The organism is Singulisphaera sp. GP187, from assembly GCF_900129635.1.
Classification (GTDB): Bacteria; Planctomycetota; Planctomycetia; order Isosphaerales; family Isosphaeraceae; genus Singulisphaera.
Window position 1 is genome coordinate 619902 of sequence record NZ_FSRB01000001.1, and the last position, 25371, is coordinate 645272.

Below are 25371 nucleotides of genomic sequence, written 5' to 3' on the forward strand. Positions count from 1 at the left end.
GGGCCTTGATCTCGTAACCGTCCCATCGACCGCACGAATCTCGTTGTTTCCACAACAACCTAATATTAGACCGGTCGTCTACAAAAAGCAAGTCAATCGGCGTCACCTGGGCTTTGGGGGGCGACCACGTGACTTTTTGGCCTCATGGGCCCGATTGGTTGCCGGTCGAGCGGACGGGTCAAAACGTCCGCTAGGGAGGTATCGGCTCAGGCGTTCAGTCGGTCGAGAGTTTGCATCCGGCTCGCGCCGATTTCCGCGGCGGCGTCGGACTCTCTCTCTTAAGGAGGAGTTCCGGGGTCGAAAGGTTCGACGGGGCGATAGATTCGCACCCATCCGCCTTTTTGGAGCGAGTCGATCCGAAGGGTCCCTTGCTGGACGATCTGTTTCACGTCATCGTCGGCGCCTTGCGGGCCCACGTTTTGGTGCAGGACGGTCAAGACCTTGCCCCCATCGCTGGCCCCCGAGACGATCGCCGTATGGTGAGGATAGGACTCGTGCCAGGAGATCCATCGCCGTCGGGTCAGATATTTCTTCCCTTTGAACTCGGCGTCGCGGAATTGAAGGATGTCGCCGGGCAGGGCGTCCTTGAAGTCGTCCACTCGCTGGCCCCAGACGTAGTCGCCATCCGCGCGATTGAGCCGAAACCGCTTGGCGTTCGCGGACCGCAAGGCTTCCACGGCGAGGGTGACGCAACTGCCGTCGCCTACCTTCTTGCCGCGCTGGGCTTCGGCGAACTCGGCGACCTTTTGGTTCAGAATCGGGAGCGTCGGCGGTTTGGCGGGTGCGGCGCCGAACAACCCGATCGCAAACGTGAAGCTGAGCACCAGGGATGCTTGCGGCCATCGAGAGAGAGGTTGAGCCATGGAGAGATCCCAAAGGCAACGGTGAGAGCGGCCACTCCGTGACGTTGTCGTTCGTCATAAAAGGCTACCGCGTTCTTCTCGCGTTCGACAAGCGCCGACGGTTTGAAGTGGGGATCGGGTTCCACTAAACTGGCCTTCTCAAATGGGATTCTGCGATGCGTTCGCGGATGTTGCGGATCCCTCTGTTGGACAACGGGCGGGAGTGATTGGTTATGGCGACGCAGGTCTCGAGTACGCTTCCCAGCGGGCAGCTTTCGCTTCATGACCGGCTCTCTCGGCTGACGTTCCTCGAGGCCAGTAAGCTTCTGGGTCCCGAGGGGAAGACACTGATCCAGAAGTCGGCAAATCAGTGGGACATCACGATTGCGGACGACGTGTTCCTGGGAGGCGACCTTTTCCGTCTCAAGCTCCCCAGTGAAACGAGCGGCGGCCGCCCGGTCGTCGTGACCATCACGTTGATGGCCGAGGCCCGCAACCGCCTGCATTGGAACTGCAATCACTGCCGAGGCGTCTGCGAGCACGTGGGCGCGGCGTTCTCGCTGATCCTTGAAGAGAAGACGGCCCTCGGACTCGCGGCCGCTCCCCCGGAGCCCCGCACGCCCGTCGAGAGCCTGGATGAGGAGGCCTTGATCGCTCGGGCCCTGGCCGATCGCGCCGATCGCGCCAAGACCGAGAAGATGACCGTCCAGGCCGCCGATTCTTCTCAGCCGTGGACCGACTACACGGTCACCAACCGGCTCAGCGGCAAGAGTTATCGCGTGGCCTTGCGCGGGACGGAGCCGGGCGATTCCTATTGTTCGTGCCCCGACTTTCGCACGAACACGCTGGGGACGTGCAAACATGTCATGCACGTTCTGGGCAAGGTCAAACGGCGGTTCAAGGCGGATGCGCTCCGAAAGCCTTATCGTCGCAAGCACCTGGCGCTGCACTTGCGGTATGACGGCGACGAGGTGACGCTTCGCTTGCTGACCCCCGAGCGCGTGGACGACGTGATCGCCAAGGTCATTACCCCGGTTCGGGGCAAGCCGATCACTGACCTCCACGACCTCCTCAGGCGTCTGGCGAAGTTGCAGAAGCTCGGCCAAGATGTGACGCTCTATCCCGATGCCGAAGAATTCATCCAGCAACGCCTGCTGCAAGATCGCCTGCGCGGCAAGACCGAGGAGATCCGCGCGAATCCGGCCAAGCATCCGCTCCGAACCGAGATGCTCAAGATTCCGTTGCTCCCGTACCAGCTCGACGGGATCGCATTCGCGGCGGGCGCCGGCCGCGCGATCCTGGCCGACGACATGGGGCTCGGCAAGACGATCCAGGGGATCGGGACGGCCGAGTTTCTGGCGAACGAAGCCGAGATCAAGAAAGTGCTGGTCGTCTGTCCGGCTTCACTCAAGTCGCAGTGGCGGAGTGAAATTCATCGCTGCTGCGACCGCGACGTTCAACTCGTGGGAGGCGGGGCGGCGCAGCGGGGCGAGCAGTACCAGAATGATTGCTTCTTCACGATCTGTAACTACGAGCAAGTGCTCCGTGACATCATCCACATCGAACGGATCAACTGGGACCTGATCATTCTCGACGAAGGTCAACGGATCAAAAACTATGAGTCCAAGACGAGCGGCGTGATCAAGAGCCTGCGCTCGCGATTCGCGCTGGTGCTGACGGGGACGCCGCTCGAGAATCGCCTCGACGACCTCTATTCGATCGTGCAGTTCATTGACGATCGCCGGCTCGGCCCCGGCTTCCGGTTCTTCAACAAGCACCGAATGGTCGATGAGAAGGGGAAGGTGCTGGGCTATCGCAACCTCGGTGAGCTCCGCGACCGGCTCAAGCCGATCCTCCTGCGCAGGACGCGCGACAGCGTGAAGCTCGAGCTGCCGCAACGCACGATGGATATCGTGCGAATCCCGCCGAGCGACGAACAGGCGGAGATCCACGCGACCCACCTGCAAATCATCGCGACCATCACCCGTAAGAAGTTCTTGAGCGAGATGGACCTGCTCCGCCTCCAGAAGGCGTTGCTGATGTGTCGAATGGTCGCCGACAGCACGACCCTGGTCAACAAGGAAGATCCAGGGTACTCGACGAAGCTGGCCCATCTGGATGATCTGTTCGAGCGGATTTTTGAGGAGGAGGGACGCAAGGTCATCCTCTTCTCGGAGTGGACGACTATGCTCGACCTGATCGAACGGCCGCTCAGGAAGCGCGGGCACGGGTTCGTTCGGCTCGATGGCAGCGTGCCGCAGAAGCAGCGCGCCGAGCTGGTCCATCGCTTTCAGAACGACGCGGATTGCCAGCTCTTCCTGACGACGAACGCGGGCTCGACCGGCCTCAATCTTCAAGCCGCCAACACGGTGATCAACGTCGACCTGCCGTGGAACCCCGCGGTCCTCGAGCAGCGGATCGCCCGCGCCCACCGGATGGGGCAGTTACAACCGGTGCAGGTCTTCGTGCTTGTGACCGAGGGAACGCTCGAGGAGAACTTGCTCGCGACCCTTGCCGCCAAGAAAGATCTCGCCTTGGCGGCCCTCGACGTGGAGTCGGAGGTCGACCGCGTGGATCTCGCCAGCGGCCTCCAGGAACTCAAGAGCCGGCTGGAAGTGCTCCTTGGCGCTCGCCCCGAGGCGCCCGTGGATGAGTCGGTCAAGCAGAAGGAAGAGGCGGCCGTGCAGGCCCTTTCGATCGCCCATCGCGAACGAGTGGCGTCGGCCGGTGGCGAACTCCTGGGCGCGGCCTTCAAGTTCCTGGGAGAGCTCGTGTCGCAACAGGAGTCGACGCCCCCTCCGGAGGCGCTGGTCGCGAACCTGCGGGCGGGCCTGTTGTCCTGCGTTGAGGCGGACGCCTCGGGCAAGCCAAGGCTGACCGTCACCCTCCCCGACGCCAGCTCGCTGGACGGACTGGCCCAAGCCTTGGCCAAGCTCCTGGCGGTCGGTCAGCCCGCCGGAGTTTAGTTCAAAGTCTTCCGGCGAGCGAACGCTGTCCCCTTGGCTCGATTCGCTCGCCTGAAAGGCGAGCGGGGAGCGTGAGCTCCCTGTCCCTACTCGGCAAAGCCAATCCCCATCGCTCCCAGCCAGGAGCTTCCTGGGACCGCGGGCGACCCGCCCGCTCTTGTATTGAATTGAAAGATCAAATTGAATTGCGGGCGGGTCGCCCGCGGTCCCAGGGGGCGGTCGGGTAGGTGTGGCTTCGAGCTTCGTCCTCGCCTCAGGAAGACAGGGAGCTGACGCTCCCCGCTCGCCTTTACGGGCGAGCGAATGCTGATCACCTGGCGGATTTCGCTCGCCATCCTATGGGGAGAATCGGGAATGTCACCGAGCCTGCCGCCCACGTCATGAGGAGGCTATTTCGAGCTGTTGAAGCAGGACCATATCACGATAAAGGCCGCTGTCGGCCATGAGTTCGGAATGGCTGCCGACCTGGGCGATCGCGCCCCCTTCCAGGACGAGGATCCGATCGGCATGGCGGATCGTGCTCAGCCGGTGCGCGATTACGAACGAGGTTCGCCCGCGCATCAGGGTGGTGAGGCTCTGCTGGATCAGATGCTCGCTCTCGCTGTCGAGATTGCTCGTCGCCTCGTCGAGGATGAAGATTCTCGGGTCGGCCAGCACCGCGCGGGCGATCGCCAGGCGCTGGCGTTGTCCGCCGCTGAGCCGAACCCCGCGTTCGCCGATCAGGGTGTCGTACCCATCGGGGAGCCGGGTGATGAACTCGGCGGCATTGGCCACCCGAGCGGCGTGCTCGACCTGGGCCAGGGTGGCGCGTCGATCGGCGTAGGCGATGTTCTCACCGATCGTACCGTCGAAGAGAAACACGTCCTGTTCGACGATGCCGAGCAAGCGGCGGTAGCTTTCCACCTCGATGTCGCGGAGGTTTGCGCCGTCGAGCCGGACGATGCCCGCGGTGGGGTCATAGAACCGCGCGATCAGGTTGCAGAGCGTTGTCTTGCCCGCGCCACTGCGGCCGACCAGGGCGATGACCTCTCCCGCCTCGACCTCGAGGTTGACGTTGCGAAGCACCTCGGCGTCGGTATTGGGATAGGCAAAGCTCACCGCGTCGAAGCTGATCCGGCCTGCGACGGAGCGCTTCGCGATCGACCACGTTCCCGCGTTCGAGACCATCTCGCGGGGCTCCTCCATCAGGTCGAGCACGCGATCAAGTCCCGATAAGTTGTTCTGAAGCTGGGTGACGCTGGTCGCCAGCACGGCCAGCGGTTCCAGGAGCATCGCCAGGTAGACGAGGAACATCATCAGGTCCCCCAGCGAGAGCCGGCCGTCGAGGACCCGGATGCCGCCATAGAGGAGCAAGGCTCCGGAGGAGGCGGGCAAGAGCAGGTCCCAGAGGATCTCGATGCCGCGCGACCAGCGCCAGGCGAAGAGTTCCTGACGCGTCATGAAGTGATTCTCGCCGACGAAGCGGGCACTCTCCCGGCGCTGACGGCCGAACGCACGGACGACCCGCATGCCGCCGAACGCTTCCGCGGCCATGGCGTCGATCTCTTGCCTCTGCTTGCGCACGTCGCGAAAGAGGGGGCGGAGGCGACGGTTCCAGAGCCGGTCGGTCCAGTACAAGGCCGGCCCCAGCGCGACCGCTCCGAGCAAGAGCCGCCAGTCCACCCAAAACAAGACGATGAGCCCGCCCAGAAGCTGGACGACGGCGCGCCAGGGGTTGTAGATCATGCTGAAGATCAGCTCGCCAATCCCCCCGGCATCCTCGCGGAGCAGGCTGGCCGCGCCTCCCGACTTGAGCTGATAGACCCGATGCAACGGGAGCCGGACCGCGTGCTCGAACACCTGACGGCGGACCTTGACCTGGATTCGCTTCGACGCCAAGGTCGCTCGCCACCGCCCCCAGAGACCGCAGGCCGTCGACACCACCGAGACGACGAAGACGCCGGTGACAAGCGCGATCAGCCGGTCCTTGGGCGCGGGCGGGATCGGCAGCCAGCTCGGGAGCGAGGCCGGCAGCGGCTTGGCGAGCAGGACGTAGTCGATCACGAGCTTGGTGGCGGCGGGGGGTACAAGCCTCAGCAGGGTCGCGATCGAGAGCGTTGCCAGGGCGACCGCAACGGCGCGCCGTTGTCCCTCCAGCAGCGCGTAGAGCTCGCGATAGAGCCGGGGCAACGAGCGATGCCTCGGCGCCGCCTCCCCCTTGCCGGGGCGAGCCTTGTCCTGAGTGCGGTCGCTCCATTCGTCACGATACCGGAAGAATCGGAGCCGACTCGTGATCCGATGATGCAAGGCCAAGAGTAAGAATCCCTTCCCTCGAGAATCGAAAGTCGGTCAAAGTCTGAGGTCAGGACCTCCAGCCTCTCGACTTGTCATTATTCTACGGGACCAGGGGCCGGTGGGAACCCGCGCAACAAAAACGCCATGGCCGCCTCGAGCAGGCCATGGCGAATTTCGTTGGATCGCGAAATCGGCTTGAGATCAGGAGATCTCAGAGCGTCGGTGCGATCCGCAACGAAAAACCATTTTCACGCGACGTGTCGATCTCGAGGCCGTCGAGGCATACCCCCCAAGGCTTTGCGTTCGTTCAAGGATTGGGGCTGGTCTTCCGTGTGGAGGCCTTTTTGGTGGTGGCCTTCTTGGTCGTTGCGGCCGGCTTGGCGGCGACGGCCGGCTTGCTGGCGTCAGCGCTGGCCGCCTTCTTGGTGACTTTCTTCGCGGCCTTCTTCTCCGCGGCCTTCTTCTCCGCGGCCGCTGCAACCGGGGCCGCTGCCGGAGCCGGAGCCGGTGCCGGTGTCGGAGCAGGGGCCGCGGCGATCTCGGTGGCGGGTTTCGCCGCCTTCTTGGCGGCCGGCTTTGTCGTCTTCTCCGCAGACTTCGACGTACCTTTCACGTTCTTGGCGGTGCTCATCGGGAATTCCTTTCGTGCAAACAGATGTTGGGGGCCTCTGCTCACCTCGACTCGAACTCGTCGCTCGCCACGACCACGCGGGTCGTTCCCTTGACCAGAGCGATTGACCTTCCATCAAAACGTATAGCCTAATCGGCAAGATTGATGCCACGATCATGCATGGCTGCGCCTTGCCTCTCGACCGAGGGCAATTCTGATCTGACAACGCCTTGCCCGAATTCAGTTCTGATGGACGACTGATGAAGGGAACACATAAAATTTATGGCGAGTTCCGAAATGAAGCAAGAGGGATAAGCCTCGCGAAACCTTGGTCTCGCAAGATTTTTCAGGGTGAGCGAAAAAGAAGGACGTTCGAGGGCATCGACTGCGCCGGTTGGTCGGGCCAACGTGGGCTGAGAATCATGTGGATCGACGTGGCGATTTGCTTCGTGCGGCGAGCCGGACGCGGTTCGGATCGGGAATCGACGGACGAATCCGCGTCGGGCTCACGGGAGTGAAGCCGGGCAGGGGGCGAGGAGCTCGTTGGCTTCCGCGCCGGTGCCCCAGGGCGGGTCGGCTTCCTTCGGCAGGGCGTGCGACTCGAGGTGTTCGACGTCGAGTCGCTGGACGGCCGCCAAGGGGTCGGAGCGGTAGCGAAGCAGATGGACCTGGATTGAGGCCATGCAGAGGCACCCATCGGGAATTCGGTTCGCGAATTCGCCGGCCAGTCGCGCGATCTCGCCGTTCTGATTCCCGCCGTCGTAGAACCAGGTGAACAGCCGGCGGGCTTGATCGGCCGTGGTGTTGCCGAGGTGGAAGCTTCGATCGACTCGTCCGGGGCGAATCAAGGCGGGGTCGAGCCGCTCCGGGTGGTTGGTCGTGAGGAACAGGATGCGGCCTTCCCGGGAACTGACCCCGTCCAGCGCGTTGAGCAGGCCGCTCAGCGTGACGCCCGTCGCATCATTCGCGTTCCGCCTGGCGCCGAAGGCGCAATCGACGTCTTCGATCAGGAGGATTGTGCCGAACGGCAGCGCGTCGACCAGGGTGCGGAGGCTTTCGTCCGTCATGACCTTGCTATTCAGGTTCAGGACGGCGACCGAGAGGTCGAGCTCACCGGCGGCGGCGACGACGAGGGTGGTCTTGCCATTGCCCGGCGGGCCGTCGAGAAGATACCCGCGCCGATGGGGGACGCCGCGCGTCGCGTACCAGGCCCCGGCCGCGAGAAAGGTTCGCATGTCGGCAATGATCTCGTCGAGCATGTCGTCGGCGAGCACGATCGAGGCGAGCGGACGCTTCGGCCGCAACGCGTTGATCGACCAGTCGTCGTACTGGGCCGTGAGGATGTTGACGCCCGGCACGCGAGGGCGGGCCAACTGATGGGCTTCCTTGAGCAGGTCGTCGAGCATCGCCCGGTTGCCGCCGAGGAGTTGAACCGTCAGAGTTTCTTGAAACGATTGCGCGCCGCCGTTTTCCAAGGCGCGCCGGTCGCGCTGGAAGATGAGCAGGCGGCCCCGATACGTCATGAGGTGCGTCCCCGGCGCGGGGCTGAGAATGAACCGCGCTTTCCATTCGCCCTGGCCCGAGCAGTCATCGTCCTCCTGGTCCTCAACCATCGGATCGGGAGACGTCCATTTCGTCGTCAGGCTCAGTTGCCGCGCTCGTCGCGCGTAGCGATGTTCGGCCACCCAGCTTCGCAGCCAGCGAAACGCGGGGTCACGGTCGGGCACCTCGACGGAGATGATCAGTCCCCAGAGGATCCAATTCCAGATCGTCCGCGGCAGCTCGCGCAACGTGGCCATGAGCGCACCGACGACCATGAGCGTCAGCCCGCCTGTGAGGAATTGATGGCCCTCCAGCCAGTAGAACATGATCGGCTCCCGTTCGTCGCTGGTGGGCCGAACGGTCGACAGTGACGCGTCCCCGGCGCAGCACCGTTGCAGTCACCGGTGAGGCCATCAAGGTTCGCGCCGGATCAAGAGGTTCGCGGATTTTGGATTTGAGGGGCCGAACGCTCAGAGTCAGACCTGAATCGGAGCGCCGTCGACCAGCGTCCCGTACTCCTCTCGAGTGTCCAGCAAGTAGCGGCTCGCCCGCTCGGATGCCCATGGAGACAGAAAGCCCTTGCGCTGTTGCGCGGAAAGGCTCATCACCCCAACCCCGTTCCATGGCGGAGTCGATACCTACCAAATCGGGGGCAGCAGCCACCACGAGCGTCGCTTGTACTCCGCCCACTCGGGATAGCGAGACATGCTGGCCTCCTTGTTGATCATGTTGACCGCGAACACCCCACTCCAGACGCATGCCAGTACCACGACCGGTAACCAGTGCCACACCATGAGGGCGAAGCTGCCGTAGATCATGATTTCGCCAAGGTAGTTCGGGTGGCGGATATAGCGGTGCATTCCGTCGGTGATCAGCCCTCGCCGGATGCGGAGCGTGAAGTACTTCTGGGCGTCGGCCGCGATCATGATCACGCTGCCCAGGATACAGAGACTGACGCAGAGGCAGAACCAGGCGTAGTCCGGCAGCGGGTAGACCGGCCGCGATGTCCCCGAGATCAGCAGCCAACCGAAGGCCCAGTACCAAACCAGCACTCCGAAGAACACGAAGAGGCCGGAGGCGATGGTGACACGGCGTTGCCAGCTCGGGTCGGGGAAGGCCAGATCCTTGAGCATCCAGACCAGTCCGTAGCTGCCGTGCATCGCGAGGTAGATCCAGGCCGCGGTGCTGGTGTTGTGGTACCAGGCGATGAGGAAGCCGAGCAGCGGGAACGTTCCGGTCTTCTGGAAGTTGATCACCCAGGCCAGTTTCCATGGGCGCGGGCCGCCGCCCAGATCGCTGATCGCATACGCGGTGAAGCGGCCCATGGCCGCCGCCCAGGCCGGGGCGGGAATCGGCCTCGAAGCCTCGCCCGATTCTCGGTCCGTTGCCCGCTGCCATGGAGTCATTCCCGGTTCTTCCTGCGGCCGGGCCAATCGCAACTCATCATGCGGCTCGCTCATGCTCGATTCCTCCTTCTCGATCGTCCCATTCGATCAAGGCCCGAGCGAGGGGCCGCGATCCGGCGTATCTAAGTCGGTTCGCCCCGTGCATTGAGAAAGGGCGTGGCAATTTAGGCGGTTATGGCCACAGGCTTGGTTGCGACGACGTAGCATCAAGTGAATCATTGCCAGAGGGATCGTCGCCTCACCGGTTTCGTCCCAGAATCCATCGTGTTTGCTCAATCGTCGGTAGTTTCTCAACCATAAGAATGTTCGTGCAGCAAATCAGCGGTTTTCATGTAAATGCTAAAGTCTTTTCGTCCTCCCCCCTTGGTTTTTTTTATCCCCCCTCGCCTCGGGACATGGGCTCCTGGGTCGAGCGTCGGTGCAGGAGCCGAATGGTCTCTCTGCAGCCATCACTTGATGCTTGCGTCAGGGCGTCCATGCAGGAAGCGGCCGAGATCTCGGCGGCAGAGCCTCGCGATGCGGGACGTGAGATTACGGAGCAATGAGATGATATTATCCTGATTGAAAATTGCCGAACAATGAAATTGCATTTCCCAGATTGCGAGGCTGTGACGGGATTGAGGATTCACCCCCCTTGCTTATTCGCGTGGGATCGCGATATTTGGTTGATCCGGCCAGCAAAGAAGTGTCGAGGAGGGGAGCGAGAGGCACCGATTTTGCGATACCCTGGAATCGACATCTCGGATGAGCGTTCTTCCGACGAATCGCCCAATATCTGTGCATTGCTGCCCGGATTCTCGTATTGTTTCCACTCAGCCGAGGCCGTTGCCCCCGTTGATGTGACGTGGGTAGGCAGCGGATCCGGCGTCTCAACGAAAGAGGTGAAGCTATCATGCACAGTATCGGTCGCCTCCGGTCGGTGGTCTCCGCCATGGTCGTTGGGGGATTGTGGCTCGGCGCAGGTGGTTGCTCCGAGTCGGATGGGCTTCCGCGCGAGGCTGTCGCCGGGTCCGTCTCCATCGACGGCAAGCCGCTCCGGTCGGGGCTCATCACCTTCATGCCTTCCGGTCCCGACACCCCAACTCAAGGCGGTGCGGCTGTGGTTCAGGGCCAGTACTCGATCGAAAAGGCGCATGGGCTTGTTCCGAGCAAGTACACGGTCAGAATCTCAGGTCTTGATGACACGCCTGAGAAGACGGAGAAGGTGAGTGTATCCAACAATGCGCCCGGGATGGCCCCAGTCCTCGCCAAAGAGGCCGTCCCATCCATTTACAATTCCAGGTCGATCCTCACGGCCGACGTCACGTCCGGTGGAAATAACAAATTCATCTTCGACCTGACCAGCACGCCCCCAAAATGACCTGCCTCCAACCTCCGTCTCGTCAAAATACCCTCACCATCCCTAATTCCCCCCCCTATCCGAAGAGGCCATTCATGAGAGCGCAACGCCGCGGCTTCACGCTCATCGAGCTGCTCGTCGTCATCGCCATCATCGCGGTCTTGATTGCGTTGCTCCTCCCGGCCGTCCAGGCGGCCCGCGAGGCAGCGAGACGCTCGCAATGTGTCAACAACCTGAAGCAGATCGGGCTGTCCATGCACAACTACGAGAGCGTCAACTTGTGTCTTCCCGCAGGCCGGAAGAGTTGCTGTTGGGGGACGTGGATACTGTTCACGCTCCCCGGCGTTGAGCAACAGGCACTCTTCAACGCCTGGAATTTCACCGGCGACTACAAGTGGATCGGTAGCGCGACAATGGACACGCCGATGCGCTATAGTGGCGTCTGCAACATCACCGTCAGCTCGACGCGGGTCCCGGCCTACATGTGCCCGAGCGACGGTGCGAATACGAGCACGACGACCATTGGCCAGACGCTCAACGGTGTCGTCATGAGGACGACCTCGCAAAACTACGTCGTCAACTTCGGCAACACGTCCTCGATCCAGCCGGCGACGCTCAACGGCGTCACGTTCGGCGGAGCCCCGTTCACGGATATCGACGCGGTCACACTCACTGCGGCGGGCGCCCCCACCGCCATCGGCATGAACGGCCAGGTCGTTGTCCCGTTCAGTTCCATCACCGACGGCCTGAGTAACACCCTGCTTGTGTCCGAAGCCGTCGTCGGCACCGGGACGGGTGGTACAGTCAACCCCAGTTCGACGCTCGACCTCCGCGGCTTCTCCTGGTGGGGCAGCGCCTCCAACTTCACGGCCGCGATCACGCCGAACTCGGGGCAGCCCGACGTGCTCGAGAGCATTGGCTATTGCGTCTACCCCTATCAGGGAAACCCGCCCTGCACAGGGGCGACCGCCGCCCAGCCTCTCTATAACGGCGCTCGAAGCCGCCACTCGGGGGGCGTCAACGCCACGTTCGCCGACGGCTCGGTCAAGTTCATGAAGAACTCGATCAGCCCCAGCGTGTGGCAAGCCCTCTCGACGACCAGGGGGGGTGAGGTCGTCAGCGCCGACTCATACTGAGCCGAGCCGGTGCTCGAGGACGCTAGACTCGCCGATCGATCCACACGAAGGGCCGGAGCGATTCATCGATCATGAATCGCTCCGGCCCTGCTTTCCATCCGGGTGGTCAAGCCGCACGCGGCGTTCCGATCCCAGCGATCGAGGAACATGGGCCGTTACGAGAACGGATACTCGCGGGGGCGGGCGTCTTCCTTCGAGACCGCCTTCGAGTTTCGAAAAAATCAATGGAGACGGAGGGGATAGGCTTCAATATCCCCTCCGTTCCCATCCTCCGCGTCTGCGGGACGTTACCCGCCGACCTCGTTTTCGACCGGCTGGATGAATGAGAGCCGGTCAAGCGGAAGGGAACGACCACTTGCCGAGGATCACGGGGGCTCGCGCCCCGGTCACGCTGGGGAGTGAGGTGGGGTGGCCGAGCAGCGCTTCGTTCGCGAACAGGGCGAAGGCCAACGCTTCACGCGCGGAGGAGGAAACCCCGACCTCCTCGGAGTCGCGAACCGGGACGGGGCTCATCAGGGCGCGGATCCGTTCCATGAGGGCCGGATTCCGCGCCCCTCCTCCTGCCACGATGATCTCGCCGACCGGGGGATCGGCCACGAACTGGTCGAGGGCCATGGCGATGGAGCGGGCCGTAAATTCCGTGAGTGTGGCCATCAGGTCGGGATCGAGGCGTCCGTGTGCGGCCGCGGCACGCTCAAGGAACGCATCGCCGTACATTTCAAACCCGGTCGACTTGGGCGGCCGGCGCTCGAGGTACGGGTCGGACTTGAGGAGGTCGTCGAGCAAGACGGTGTTGACCGTCCCGCTTCGGGAGATCCGGCCGTCCAGGTCGCAGGTCAGCTCTCCTCCGGAGAGTTGAAAGGCGAGGCGGTCGAGGAGCGAATTGGCCGGTCCGGTATCGAAGCCGAAGACGCGCTGAGGGTCCGGGTCGAGAACCGTGACGTTGGCGATCCCACCGAGATTGAGGATCAGACGCCGCCGGTTCGTCGCGGTGCTTACCGGGTCCGCATAGAGAATCAGGTCGGAGAAGGGGGTCAACGGGGCCCCCTCGCCACCGGCCGCGATGTCTCGAGCACGGAAGTCCGAGACGACGCAGATCCCGGTCCGTTCCGCAATCTGATCGCCATCGCCCACCTGCAAGGTCGCGCGGGGGACCCCCGGCACCGAGCTGTGGTGGTAGAGCGTCTGGCCGTGGGAGCCGATCAGGTCGACATCCCCGATCGTCAGCTTCGCGGCTTGGATCGCATTCAAGCAGGCGTCGGCGAAGAGCTCGCCCACTTGAACATGAAGCTCGGCGATGGCCCGGACATTGAGCTTGGCCGCGTTGAAGACCTGGCGCCTCAACGTTGCAGGATAAGGGTGTTCGTGATAATGGATCAGTTCCACCTCGGCTCCGGGCCTTCCTGGCGCCGGAATCCCTCCGCCCTTGATCTTGCAGACGGCGACCGAGATCGAGTCGGCACTGGTGCCGGAGATCAGGCCCACCACAATGCGCGCCGGCTTCGCGCTGAGTTCGAGCAGTCTCTGGATGATCGGACTCATGGATGGCCTTTCACGCCAAGGGAATTATGCCTTTGGGACGATGCAAACGACGACGGGCGACGACCGTGTCGAATTGGCGTCGGATTCGCGCTCAATCCGCCTCCGCGAGTGGTCGATTCCGATCGGCCGACGGCGGTGGCCCGTCCCAGGATGATCGGCGGCCACGTCCAAGGCAACAGAAACGTGGGTTGACGAAAACCCCGGACGATGCGATTCCTCCACGTCGGGTCGCTCCCTTCCGGATCGGGAGTCTGGCCATTCTCGATCACCTCAACGCCTTCGCTTCATCCGTTTGCTGTCCCGTGTTGATTTAAGTCAACATTGTGGGTTTTTGTCAACACGTCGTAAGTGTTTGGTGTAGCTTGAGATCTGCTGTTTTGAGTGGTTCTCGCAAAGCATCGAACGATTATATGATGCGGCGGTGGGCCAAATGATCGCCAAAGTGAGCTAGCGTTCTCAAGGGACGCGGACGGGCTCCGGCGTTCTGGGTTACCGGCCTACTCCGCCGTACTTTTGGCGATTCGACGTTGAGACTAACTTGATGACGCGATCAAAAAAGACTCGGTTTCAGCCCGATTTGGAACATCTTGACCGCCGCGATCTACCGGCTCTGTTTACAGGTGTGACGGCGACTCTGGCAGACGGTATTTTGAATGTGTCGGGATCGAACGCGAACTCGGTGATCCGCATTGACCTGATGGGGCGGACCGTCCGGGGCGAAGTGCGCGGCACGGTCACGGTTCAAGGTGTGGGCCGGTTCCAGGCCGCCCAGATCGATGCGATCGAGGTCGAGAAGGCCGAGCAGAGCGACCGCGTGGTGATCCGCCGCAAGGGCCGTTGGTCTCCCCCGACGACGGTTACGGTCGCGGATACGGCCGCGACCGCGACCCCCATTCCCACCCCCACCCCGGTTCGGCCTCCCCTGTTTGTGCCGACTCCTCCGGCCCCGGTCGTCACCCCGCCGGTCGTCACCCCGCCGGTCGTCGTGACTCCCCCGGCATCGCCGGGCGCCCCGATTCCGGTGGGTGTGCTGCTGAGTTCGACGGAGCAGGAGATCGTCGACTTGACGAACCAGATGCGCGTTCAGAACGGACTGGCGCCGCTCACGGTCAATGCGCAACTGGTCACCATGGCCGACATCGAGGCGGGGAACATGGTCCAGTTCAATATCATGGCGCATACGATTCCGCAGGCGGCCCAGCCTGATCTCCAGAGTCGCCAGAAGTACGTTGGCTACAGCTACTCCTGGCTGTCGGAGAACATCGCCTACAACTTCCTCGACGCCGGTTCGGTCGTCAACGGCTGGATGGGCTCGACGGGGCACCGCGCCAACATCCTCGATTCCAAGGTCACCGAGATCGGGGTCGCGGTCCTTCAGGACAGCAAGGGCGCTCCCTACTACGTCCAGGTCTTTGGCGCTCCCGCCTGAGGGCCGGTTGACTCCGACCGGGAACGTAGCAGCGGCCGAAGCCGATTTTTGGGCTTCGGCCGCTTCATTTGATTGTTGGATTGAGGAAGGGAACGGAACGGGCGTTCTCGTCAGACCCGCAGGAAGATCCGATTGCGATAGAGATAGAGTAAGAAGAGCCACTTCGCCGCGAGGACCCCCGCCGCCGCGAGCACGAGCTTGGCATCAAGGGAGATATACTGCTCGGTCAGTCGATAGGTGCCGCCGAGGAAGAACGTGGTGAGATGCTCGAAGTCGATGAATCGGGGGGCGACGAAGATCGTGATCGCATTGGCGCCGATGACGACGAAGAAGAAGGCCCAGCGGCGGAACTGAAGGACGTCGATGACGGCGTAGAAGAGGGCGAGCAGGAGCAGGCTCAAGCCGCCGGCGACGAGCACGAAGGGGCTGGTCCAGAGGATCTTGTTGATCGGGAACCGCTCGTTCCAGGCGACGCCGATCATGAGGCTCAAGACGCCCGCCACCACCAGACCCGCCACTTTCTGCCAGGGGCCGCGCGGCGAGCGCAGCCAGTAGCCCGCGAGCACGCCGAGCAGCGCGGTCCCGACGGCCGGAATGGTCGTGAGCAACCCCTCGTTGTCGCCATAACCGTAGTAGGACTTCATGATCTTGCCAGGCAAGAATTGGCGGTCGAGCCAGCCGGCAAGATTGCCGGAGATCGAGTAGTCACCCGCCGTCTGCCCCGGCGCACCGACGTTCGCCAGCAACGCCCAGTAGCCGAGCAGAATCGCCACCAGCAGGATCGCCACGCCCCGTCTCGGCAACCAGATCGAAATCAAGGCGGCAATCCCGTAGCAGAGCGCGATCCGCTGGAGGACGCCCGCAACTCGGAGATTGGCCCAGTCAAACTTGAGCACGCCGTTGCAGAGCAAGCCGAGCCCGAATAAAAGCAGGGTCCGGCGGGCAATGCGCCGGTATTCCGCCCCTCGACCTTGCCCTTGGAGCTTGCCCAGCGAGAACGGCAACACCGTGCCGACCAGAAACAGAAAGAGGGGGAAGATCAGGTCATTCAACCGGAAGCCGTGCCATTCGGCATGCTCGAGCTGCTCCTGCACCACCTTCCCGGCCGGCGAATCCGACCAACGGGCCAGTGCTTTGGCAAGGCGTTCACCGCCCATGATCCAGAGCATGTCGAAGCCGCGCAGCGCGTCAATCGAAAGAAGCCGTCCGGAAGGCTTGGGCGCTGCGATCGAATCAGATTCCATAAGTGGGGTCTCGGCGGTCAAAAGAACAAAAAAAGAACAAAGAGGAAGCTATCCGCGACCAGGCCATTCCACGGATTTCCCGATCGCCCTTGATCGTACTCCAGGCCTTGGGGCCCCGGCAATTCCTCAAGGTCGGCTTCGCACCGACGAAACGGTCGTGCGACACCACGGCGTGTTGGCCAAAGGCCGTGGTGTCCGGCCTGAAACCGGTTCCTCATTGGCATCGCGTTGTTAAGATCAAAGGGATCGTCGACGCCACGGGAATCCTCAAAGCGCTCGACCGACGGTTCATTGCGATCGATCTGCCGATAAATCCAGGGAAGTGAATTGCCTTATGGAATATGTCAATCTTGGAAAAACGGGACTGAAGGTTTCCCGGCTCTGCCTTGGGTGTATGAGCTACGGAGTGCCCGAGCGCGGCGCACACCCCTGGACGCTCGATGAGGCGAAAAGCCGGCCTTTGATCGAGCGGGCTCTCGAGCTCGGGATCAACTTCTTCGACACCTCCAATTCCTATTCCGACGGGACGAGCGAGGAGATCATCGGCCGCGTCCTCGGCGATCTCGCCCGGCGCGAGGAGATCGTGATCGCGACCAAGGTCTATTACCGGGCGCGAACCGGACCGAACGGCCGGGGCCTTTCCCGAAAGGCGATCTTCACGGAGCTTGATGCGAGCCTGCGCCGGCTCGGGACGGATTATGTCGATCTCTATCAGATCCACCGTTGGGATGCGGAGACGCCGATCGAGGAGACCCTCGAGGCGCTTCACGATGTGGTCAAGGCGGGCAAGGCGCGGTACATCGGTGCCTCGTCGATGCACGCCTGGCAGTTCAGCAAGGCACTCTACCTGGCCGACCTCCACGGCTGGACCCGCTTCGTCTCGATGCAGGATCACTACAACCTGCTCTACCGCGAAGAGGAGCGGGAAATGATCCCGCTCTGCCTCGACCAGGGGGTCGGGCTCATGCCTTGGAGTCCGCTGGCCCGAGGGCGATTGGCACGCCCCTGGGACCAGAAAGGGAGCACCGAACGAGCCGAGACCGACGAGTTCGGAAAAACGCTTTACGCGAAAACCGAGGAGGCCGACCGGGCGGTCGTGGATCGGCTTGGTGAAGTCGCCGAAGTTCGCGGGCTTTCCCGGGCGCAGTTGGCTCTGGCCTGGCTGCTCCACAAGCCTGGGGTCACGTCGCCGATCATCGGAGCCACGAAGCCGCACCACCTGGAAGACGCGATCGGCTCGCTCTCGGTCAAGCTCTCACCCGAGGAACTCGTCCGCCTTGAGGAGCCGTACGTGCCCCATCCCGTTCTGGGGTTCTCCTGAAACGGCTTTTGTTCGTATCGCGCACAAGCAAAAGTAAACAACGATCCGCGACGGGGCGTGAATCTCGATGGATTTCCGGCCCGGCCGTATCCCCCTCGGCCCATGGCAATTCCTCGGACTCTCGCCAACCCCGAGGGAATTACGGCCGGGCCGGTCGTGGTACTACAAACCAACCCGTTGCGGAACCCGCAAGGAAACCGTTCACGGGCCGAGGGTAACAAAACTATAGTGAAATCGAAGCTTTGGTGTCGCCTGCCATCCGCATGTGGAAATGGCGAGCCGGCGAGTCCGAACCACCCGGCATTCAGATGGCGAAGCGATTCGGGAAGAAGCCGTAAGCGCCGTCGGATGCCTTGGACGATCAGACGAATGGCACTAGCTTAAGACACAATCCTTTGCTTTCAAACGATTTGCAGCTCTTGCTCCGCGGCCTAGCAAAAAAACATAGGGATATGTGCCGTAGAGTACTTGGCTACGAAACGAGAGGTTTTCAGTTTACTGAAATCGTGTTCATTAATTTGAATCTCGAGTGTGGCAACACGAAATTCGGCGTAAAGCTATGCGACATCAAGGCTTTTGCTTAAGCTGGTGCCATTCGTCCGACACACCGACGCGTCTTCAGTGTTGCCTCGCGTCCTGTCGGGACTCGGTCGGCCTTTGTGATTTGACACTTGTTTGTGTGTGAACGATCGTTACCCTCGGCCCGTGAACGCGTACACCGCAAGAATCATTGGCTCTTTAGCTCTGTCGCGATTCGATGAAAGTCAATGGGTGGCCCGGCCGTTTGGGAATCACCTCGGCGGCTGTTTCTGGAACAGCCGCCGAAGCTGGGGTTCCGCTGGAAGTGATCGCTACTTGAGGCTGACTCCGCCGTCGGAGTTGAGCACCCAGCCCGGGTTCCAGGCGATTTCCCAGGGGTGTCCATCGGGATCGGCGAAGTAGCCGGAGTAGCCTCCCCAGGACGTTTCTGACGCCTCCTTGAGGATCGTCGCCCCGGCGGCCGCGGCCTCGCGAAGCAGGGCGTCGACCTCCTCGCGGCTCCGGAGGTTCTGCGCCAGCGTCGGCGATCCGACACCGACGCTGGCCACCGGAATGCGGGCGTCCGCGGCGAGCTCGTGCCTGGGGAAGAGGGCGAAGACCATTCCGGTCATCTGGTAGAAGACCACGTCGTCGCACGCGAAGCCCGCGCGCCAGCCGAGCCCCTCTTCGTAGAACCGGCGTGCCCGCGCCAGGTCCGTTACGCCCAGCGTGATCAGGCTGACTCTCTGCTCCATCGGAGTGCTCCCCTTTTTGATTCTGTTTTTTTCGGTTCCGAGCGTTCAATCGCAGGGGATGATAGGGGGTTCGCCGCTCGCCGTCTTGAAGAAATCGGCCATGGCGAGGGTGCTCGCCGGGTTGGCGAGGACCGAGGTCGGCGTGTTGTCGGCGAGTTCGCGCACTTCGCGGCTCATGTGCGCCTGGTCGGCGTATCCGGCCTCGAAGGCCAGGGCCGCCAGGTCGAGCCGAGGCGCGGGCTCGTTCCGGGCGAGCTCGAGCAGTCGTTGGAAGCGGAGGATGCGCTGAAGAGTTTTGGGGCCGTAGCCGACGGAGTCATGGAAGCGACGATGAAGTTGGCGGCTGCTGATTCCCAACGACCGGCTCAGCTCGGCGATTCGGCCGTTGGGTCGTCGGCCATCCAGGCCACCGCCGCGATGACGAGGTCGTCGGTCGGCCCCGCGCGGTCGAGTCGGTCGAGCAGGGCCGTCTCGAACTGCCTGATTCTGGCCTTGGTCGTCGGCCGCTCGGCGATCTGTTCGAACAGGCGGCTTGCCAACGGCCCCCAGAGATCGACCAGGGGGACCTGGCGATCGCGGATCAGCCGGGCGGGAGCTCCGAGCAGCACCGGGGCCAACCCGGGTCGAAACCGGACGCCGATGAAGGTCGAACGCGGTGGGATCGGGGCCACGATCATCCGCGTCGCCGGGCCGACGACGAGCGGAGGCTCCTCCTCGGTCCAGATGACGTCGGTGCAACCGTCGGGCAAGACGCGCTGAGGATAGGCCTGGCTCCCCTCGCCGGTTTGCTGAGTCCACGTGCAGACCACAAACCGGGCGAGCGGAGCCGCCGGCGCGAATTCCTGATACTCGGATGCGGGATAGTCACTCATTGTTACACGTGTTTTCCGGTGCAGCCGACGCCGCTTGGTTTGCGTCACTTCACTTTTTGCGGATCTCGAATCGCCATCGGGTGGTTCCGACCTGCTCGAGTTCGGTTCCGTTCCAGACTTGCTCCGCGAGAGTTTGCCAGGGGGCTTTCTGATTGGCGTCCAGCAGCAGTGAGTTGAGGTTGATCCCACGACCGAGAGCGTCGGCCTCCACCGTGCCGATCGCTTGCCCCTCGCAGGTCAGCTCGTACTTGCCGGGCGGGAGTTCCGTGACCTTGAGCAGGTATTGTGACTGGGCCTCCATTGGCACCAGCCTGCGCGGCGGGAGGCCGATGGGAGGGAGGATGGGGAGGACCGCGTCGGCCCGGGTGAAGGCGAGGACGCCGTCGCTGGAACTGACGTCGAGAAGCTGGCAGTGAGTCGTTTTCAAGACGCGGCCGCCGGCGCTGATCGTCGCGGCACTTTCGACGGCGGGGGGAGCGAGCAAGTCATAGAGGAGATAGCCCCAGCCGATATAGGCGGAGTCGGTCAAGTGGATCTTGTCTTTGAGCATGCTGTAGGTGGGATCGTCCGTTTGCGCCCCCGCCTGCATGGCGCCCAGCGGATGGTGAGTGTCGACCACGTGCCAGCCGTTCTCCCGGCCGTGCAAAATCATGAGTTCAGCATATTTTTGGCGTTTTGCCGCCGCGGCTTCGCCCGACTTGCGGACATCGGCGGCTTGTGGGGTGACGAGCACCACCCGCGCTCCGGTCTGCCTGGCCTTCGCGACGCATTGCTCCATGTTCTCAAGGAACTTGGGGACTCCCTTGTCGCCGCCGCTGGCATCGTTGCCACCGTAGTTGAAGAACACGAGCGTCGGCTTGAATTCGCCGAGCCACTCGTCAATGTGTTCGAGACCGGTCGCGAACGTTCCGCCGCCCGTCGTAAACTTCTTGAATTGAATGGATAATTCCGGGTGCCTGGTGTGAATGAGGAACTCCAACGTCCGCGGCCAGACCCCGATCTTGGTCGAGGAACTACCGATCCAGGCGACCCGGTCGCCATCCTGGAACGGGAACGGTGCCGTCGGGGCCTCCGCCCTTGCCTGCACGTCGACCAGGAACAGGAGAGCGATCAGGGCGCTGAATCGGATGAACCATGAGGGGGAGGGGGACCGCCGGCAAACTTGATGCAGCATTGGGGGTGAACTCCGCGGAATATGGACGGGCGAATCAGGCAGGAATCGCAGTTTCTCGGGGGAATGAGGCCGTGACTGAAACGGCGAAGGCTCGAATCAAGCAGGGTAACGAAGCGAGCCGCTTCGGGGAATGCCTGAGAGCGGCCGCGCGGCGAAAAACGACGGCTTGAGCGGTCCCATCGACCGGCTTGTGGCCCCCCTGGGCCGCGGGCTACGATATCCTCGGCCCGTCGCGCTCGATTCCGCGGGGAGCGGCGGCCCGGTTGGGACCACATGTCGCTCTAAAGATAAGGTCGGACGTCCTCCTTGAACGCGTGGGCGAATCCGCTCGCCGAGTCTTCCACCTCATTCGAGGCCAACACCATGAGCAGGTTCGGATTTCTTGCCTTCGCACTACTCTCCGCCGGAATCGCCGGCTCGGCGCTGGGGCGTGAGGCGAAGCTCACACGCTACCCCCACTACCACGAAGGCAAGGTCGCTTTCAGCTATCTGGGCGATATCTGGACCGCCAAGGAAGATGGCACCGAGATTGTTCGGCTCACGGCCAACAAGTCACGCGATATCTTTCCGCGCTTTTCCCCCGACGGTAAGTGGATCGCGTTCTCGAGCGATCGCGAGGGGGGGCTCGACGTCTACATCATTCCCGCCGCGGGGGGCGAGGTGAAGCAACTCACCGTCCACTCGGCCGACGACGTGGTGCTCAACTGGAACCCGGATAGCAAGTCGGTCCTGTTCGCCAGCCAGCGCGGAGAGGACTTCATGGGTAAGCTCTATACCGTCTCCATCGACGGCGGCATGGCTCGGAACGCCGGACCCGACATGGGAACGGCCGGCAGCTATTCGCCCGATGGGACCAGGCTCGCGATCAATCGAAAGGCGCAGCCGTACTGGCGGAAAAACTACCGAGGCGCCTACCAGAGCGACGTCACGGTCATGGACCTGGCCCTCAAGTCGTTCAAGGACCTCACCGAATACGACGGGATCGACTCCTGGCCCATGTGGAGCCAGGACGGCCACATCTATTTCGTCTCCGACCGCGACGACAATGCCCAGACTAACCTCTGGCGCGTGCCCGAGAGCGGTGGTGAGGCGACCCGCGTGACCCAGTTCAGCGACGGCGACGTCCGGTTCCCCGCGCTCTCGAGCGACGGCAAGACGATCGTCTTCGAACGCCACTTCGGCATCGTCAAGCTCGACCTCACCACCCACGAGGTCAAGCCGCTCCGCTTCACGATCGCCGCCGAGACCCAGGAGAGCCTGACCGAATTCAAGAGCTTCAACTCGACGATCGGCGACTATGACCTCGCCCCGGATGGCGAGCGAATCGTCTTCGCCGTGCGCGGCGAAGTCTTCACCGCGCCCACCGACGAGGGGGGAGAGCTCCGCCAGATCACCGAAGGAGAGTCGCGTGATCAAGACGTGACTTATTCACCCGACGGTAAGTGGCTCGCCTACGTCTCCGACAAGAACGGACGCGAGGAGATTTACGTCATGGCGGCCGACGGGGCCGGCGAGGCCAAGCAAGTCACCGACCTCGATGCGCTCAAGTCGTCCTACCTCTGGTCGCCCGACTCCAAGTCGCTCGCCTTCACGACCGCCGACGGCAAGCTGTTCACGATCACGGCCGAAGGGAAAGACTTGAAGGAACTGGTCTCCTCGAAGTACGGCCGCTTCAGCCGGCCGACCTGGTCCCCTGACGGCAAGTGGATCGCCTACTCTCGGCCCGACGTCTCCCGTTCAAGCGACATCTACCTGATCCCGGCCACCGGCGGTGAGGAGAAGAAGGTTACGTTCGACTCCGCCAACGAGTCCAACCCGAAGTTCTCGTCCGACGCCAAGTCGCTCTACTTCCTTCGGGTCGAAGGGGACGATGAGTCGGGCGATCGGCCCTCCTCGCAGATTTTCAGCATCCCGCTCGAGAAAATCGAGAAGGACCCCGAAGAGACCGAGGCCACGGCCGCCAAGTCGAGCCGAGCGAATGCGACCGACGCCGTCGCCGAGCCACGGAAGGCCGCGGCCGCTCGAAGAACCAGTCCCAAAGAACCGAATATCGACTGGGCCGGCCTGAAGCGGCGGACCCGGCAGGTCACCCATGCGGGGTCGGTCTCCAGCTTCATCCCGGCCAACGACGGCAAGACCCTCGTCTTCGTCGCTTCGGAAGCGCAAGGGGGTCGGGGCGGTGCCCGCGCGATCTACACGATCCAGGACGACGGCAAGAAGCTCAACCGGCTGTCCTCGAGCACGACCGGGACCGGGGAACCCGAGGGCGATGCCCCGCGCGGACCGCGCTCGTTCCGCGGCGGCGGACCCGGCAACCTCAACCTCACGCGGGATGGCCGGACCCTCTACTTCCAGGAGGGAGAGTCGGTCTATAGCGTGCCGATGTCGGGCGGCGGCGGCGGTGGCGGCGCGTCGGGCGGGGGACGAGCAGGGGGGGCTTCGCTTGGCGGCGGGTCGCGGAAGAAGGTTGCGTTCAACGTGACGGTCCGGATCGATAAGACCAAGGAATGGGAGGAGATGTTCGACGACGCCTGGCGGACGATGAAGTACCGCTTCTACGACCCGAAGATGCATAGCAAAGACTGGGATGCGATGCGGGCCAAGTACCAGCCGTTGGTCCAGTACGTGGGCGGCCGCCATGAGTTGATGAACATCATCAACGAGATGATCGGCGAACTGAACGCGTCGCACACCGGGGCCTCGGCCGAGGGGGGCCAAGGGGGAGCAGCAGGCGTCAGCACCCGCCACCTGGGCCTCGAGTTGGATGAGGATCAGGCCGCGGGCCGCTACGTCGTCAGCCACGTCTATGAAGACGGGCCGGCCGACAAGGATTGGATCAAAATTGAGAAAGGTCATTACCTGATTGCCCTTGATGGCAAGCCGCTCAAGGCGGGCGACAACTACTGGGAGCGGCTTGGCCGGCGGTTGAATCCGAAGGTCGAGCTGACGGTCAACACCAAGCCCAGCGCCGAGGGGGCGTGGACGATCAAGTACGAGCCGATCTCGCTCACGACTTACGGCCAGCTCCGGTACGATCGCTGGGTGAAAGGACGCCGCGAGCGGGTCGACAAGCTCTCCGACGGCCGGGTGGGCTATCTGCACATCAAGGCGATGGATCCCCCCTCGCTGGCGCGGTTTAAGAAGGAGTTGGCCGAGTTTCGCCATAAGGAAGGGCTCGTGATCGACGAGCGCTGGAATGGTGGCGGCAACATCGAGCAAGAGTTGCTGGCGATCCTGGTTCAGCGCCCTTACGAGGTCTGGCACCCGCGCGGTACCGAGCCGACGCCGCGCCCGTTCTCGGGTTACTACGGCCCGAAGGTGGTGCTTCAGAACTGGCGGAGCGCGTCCAACGCCGAGATGTTCCCCGCCGGTTTCCGCGCCTTGGGGCTGGGCAAGCTGGTCGGCACCCAGACCATGGGGGCGGTCATCGGCACGGGCAGCTATCAGCTGATCGACGGTTCGAGCATTCGCACCCCCGGCGTCGGCGTCTTCCTGGCCGATGAGGCGCGGACCAACATGGAAAATACCGGGGTCAAGCCCGACGTGGTCGTCGAAAACTCCCCCGAGGACAACCTCACCGGCCATGATCGTCAGCTCGAAACGGCCGTTCAAGAGGTCATGAAGTCGCTCAAGGGAACCAACGGCGTGGCCGGTCGCGAGTGAACTGAGAAACCTGGTTCTTACTGAAGCTCCCTGTCTTCCTTTCATTCTGATCGCGAGCCAGAGGCGAGCGAAGTCTCCAACCCACCCACCAATTCAAACGGCGGCCCACGCTCGATCGAGCGTGGGCCGCCGCGTTCCCCAAAAGATTGGGGGGGGCGCCTTAGTTGGCGTCCTTCTTCTTGGCAACGACGGAGATGGACGAGGCGACACCCTTTTCGTGGGTCACCTTGGCACGGACGCCCTTCTTGCCCGCGTCGATTTGCTTCGTGACGTTCTTCTGGAGCTTCTCGAGGTCGAGCTTGCTCGTCTTCTTCGGCGTCACGTACTCGGTGTCGTCGGTGGTCGTGATCTCGACCTCTTTGTCCGAGCCCTTCTCGAGCACGGTGATCTTCTTGGTGGCCACGTCGACCTTGGTGATCACGCCGAGGAGCTCGTCGGCAATCGCGGGAATGACAACCACGGTCAGGGCCACGAGGCTCACGGCCAGGGTTCGCAGGAAGGATCGTCGATGAGTCATGGGACTTTTTTTCCTCTTTGAGCCGGGACAGCTTACCACTCGGCCTGGGGCCGACCGCGCTTCCGCGATGGAAGAGCGTAGGGGGTCGACCCGCGACTTTGCCGGGACTGGTGAAGTATCAACCCCGCCGAAGTCCGAAAGTAGTGGACGCTGTTTTGCGCTAAGCGTTTTTTTTGGGAGTTTCGTGCCGGCCGATCTGAAGTCGAGCCCCACTCATCGA

At 62.9% G+C, this 25371-nt stretch carries 19 protein-coding genes; 6 read left to right on the plus strand and 13 right to left on the minus strand.

Features of this window, described 5'->3' with window-relative positions:
- Window positions 1-278: 278 nt before the first annotated feature.
- Entirely contained in the window at window positions 279-863 is a 585-nt protein-coding gene (locus BUS42_RS02530) for a hypothetical protein (protein WP_074304989.1), read from the minus strand.
- 212 nt (window positions 864-1075) lie between these two features.
- On the opposite strand from BUS42_RS02530, the gene BUS42_RS02535 reads away from it, so the two are divergent.
- The gene (locus BUS42_RS02535; RefSeq protein ID WP_074304991.1) at window positions 1076-3808 is read left to right on the plus strand and encodes a DEAD/DEAH box helicase; all 2733 of its coding nucleotides are present in this window, start codon (window positions 1076-1078) and stop codon (window positions 3806-3808) included.
- Between the two features lie 378 nt (window positions 3809-4186).
- Here BUS42_RS02535 and BUS42_RS02540 read toward each other — a convergent pair whose 3' ends face one another.
- From BUS42_RS02540 to BUS42_RS02555, 5 genes are all read right to left on the minus strand, one after another.
- Entirely contained in the window at window positions 4187-6100 is a 1914-nt protein-coding gene (locus BUS42_RS02540) for an ABC transporter ATP-binding protein (protein WP_074304993.1), read from the minus strand.
- A 289-nt stretch (window positions 6101-6389) separates the two neighbouring features.
- A complete protein-coding gene (locus tag BUS42_RS02545) occupies window positions 6390-6713 on the minus strand; it encodes a hypothetical protein (RefSeq protein WP_074304995.1) in 324 nt (107 codons plus the stop codon).
- 485 nt (window positions 6714-7198) lie between these two features.
- Window positions 7199-8560 (minus strand): BCS1 and AAA domain-containing protein, encoded by a 1362-nt coding sequence (locus BUS42_RS02550; protein WP_074304997.1) that lies wholly within the window; start codon window positions 8558-8560, stop codon window positions 7199-7201.
- 150 nt (window positions 8561-8710) lie between these two features.
- Window positions 8711-8839: a hypothetical protein gene (locus BUS42_RS45950; RefSeq protein WP_256386118.1), complete on the minus strand. Its 129-nt coding sequence runs from the start codon at window positions 8837-8839 to the stop codon at window positions 8711-8713.
- Between the two features lie 33 nt (window positions 8840-8872).
- Window positions 8873-9694: a methyltransferase family protein gene (locus BUS42_RS02555; protein ID WP_216820998.1), complete on the minus strand. Its 822-nt coding sequence runs from the start codon at window positions 9692-9694 to the stop codon at window positions 8873-8875.
- Window positions 9695-10532: 838 nt separating this feature from the next.
- On the opposite strand from BUS42_RS02555, the gene BUS42_RS02560 reads away from it, so the two are divergent.
- Together BUS42_RS02560 and BUS42_RS02565 are read left to right on the plus strand one after the other, a co-directional pair.
- Window positions 10533-11000, plus strand: coding sequence for a hypothetical protein (locus BUS42_RS02560; protein WP_074304999.1), 468 nt, complete (start codon window positions 10533-10535; stop codon window positions 10998-11000).
- A gap of 74 nt (window positions 11001-11074) precedes the next feature.
- Window positions 11075-12115 carry a DUF1559 domain-containing protein gene (locus BUS42_RS02565; RefSeq protein WP_074305001.1) on the plus strand — a complete coding sequence of 347 codons (1041 nt, stop codon included), beginning with the start codon at window positions 11075-11077 and terminating at the stop codon, window positions 12113-12115.
- 333 nt (window positions 12116-12448) lie between these two features.
- Here the strand turns inward: BUS42_RS02565 and BUS42_RS02570 are convergent, their stop codons facing one another.
- Window positions 12449-13657, minus strand: a complete 1209-nt coding sequence (locus BUS42_RS02570) for an anhydro-N-acetylmuramic acid kinase (RefSeq protein ID WP_074305003.1) — start codon at window positions 13655-13657, stop codon at window positions 12449-12451.
- A 541-nt stretch (window positions 13658-14198) separates the two neighbouring features.
- Here BUS42_RS02570 and BUS42_RS02575 point away from each other — a divergent pair.
- Entirely contained in the window at window positions 14199-15086 is an 888-nt protein-coding gene (locus BUS42_RS02575) for a CAP domain-containing protein (RefSeq protein ID WP_074305006.1), read from the plus strand.
- A 110-nt stretch (window positions 15087-15196) separates the two neighbouring features.
- On the opposite strand, the gene BUS42_RS02580 is transcribed toward BUS42_RS02575, so the two are convergent.
- On the minus strand, window positions 15197-16330 hold the full coding sequence (locus tag BUS42_RS02580; RefSeq protein ID WP_074305008.1) for an acyltransferase family protein: 1134 nt from the start codon (window positions 16328-16330) through the stop codon (window positions 15197-15199).
- Window positions 16331-16664: 334 nt separating this feature from the next.
- On the opposite strand from BUS42_RS02580, the gene BUS42_RS02590 reads away from it, so the two are divergent.
- Window positions 16665-17651, plus strand: coding sequence for an aldo/keto reductase (locus BUS42_RS02590; RefSeq protein WP_074305012.1), 987 nt, complete (start codon window positions 16665-16667; stop codon window positions 17649-17651).
- Window positions 17652-18502: 851 nt separating this feature from the next.
- On the opposite strand, the gene BUS42_RS02595 is transcribed toward BUS42_RS02590, so the two are convergent.
- From BUS42_RS02595 to BUS42_RS02605, 4 genes are read right to left on the minus strand one after another with little or no spacing between them, the layout of a single operon-like run.
- A complete protein-coding gene (locus tag BUS42_RS02595) occupies window positions 18503-18925 on the minus strand; it encodes a VOC family protein (RefSeq protein ID WP_074305014.1) in 423 nt (140 codons plus the stop codon).
- Window positions 18926-18970: 45 nt separating this feature from the next.
- Window positions 18971-19282: a helix-turn-helix domain-containing protein gene (locus BUS42_RS44650; RefSeq protein ID WP_254053255.1), complete on the minus strand. Its 312-nt coding sequence runs from the start codon at window positions 19280-19282 to the stop codon at window positions 18971-18973.
- An 8-nt stretch (window positions 19283-19290) separates the two neighbouring features.
- A complete protein-coding gene (locus BUS42_RS44655; RefSeq protein WP_254053256.1) occupies window positions 19291-19797 on the minus strand; it encodes a DUF6597 domain-containing transcriptional factor in 507 nt (168 codons plus the stop codon).
- Window positions 19798-19846: 49 nt separating this feature from the next.
- Window positions 19847-20971, minus strand: a complete 1125-nt coding sequence (locus tag BUS42_RS02605) for an SGNH/GDSL hydrolase family protein (RefSeq protein WP_074305016.1) — start codon at window positions 20969-20971, stop codon at window positions 19847-19849.
- Window positions 20972-21334: 363 nt separating this feature from the next.
- Here BUS42_RS02605 and BUS42_RS02610 point away from each other — a divergent pair, with 363 nt between their 5' ends.
- Window positions 21335-24634 (plus strand): S41 family peptidase, encoded by a 3300-nt coding sequence (locus BUS42_RS02610; RefSeq protein ID WP_074305017.1) that lies wholly within the window; start codon window positions 21335-21337, stop codon window positions 24632-24634.
- Window positions 24635-24794: 160 nt separating this feature from the next.
- Here BUS42_RS02610 and BUS42_RS02615 read toward each other — a convergent pair whose 3' ends face one another.
- Complete coding sequence (locus BUS42_RS02615) at window positions 24795-25151, minus strand: hypothetical protein (protein ID WP_074305019.1); 357 nt, start codon at window positions 25149-25151, stop codon at window positions 24795-24797.
- Window positions 25152-25371: the final 220 nt, after the last annotated feature.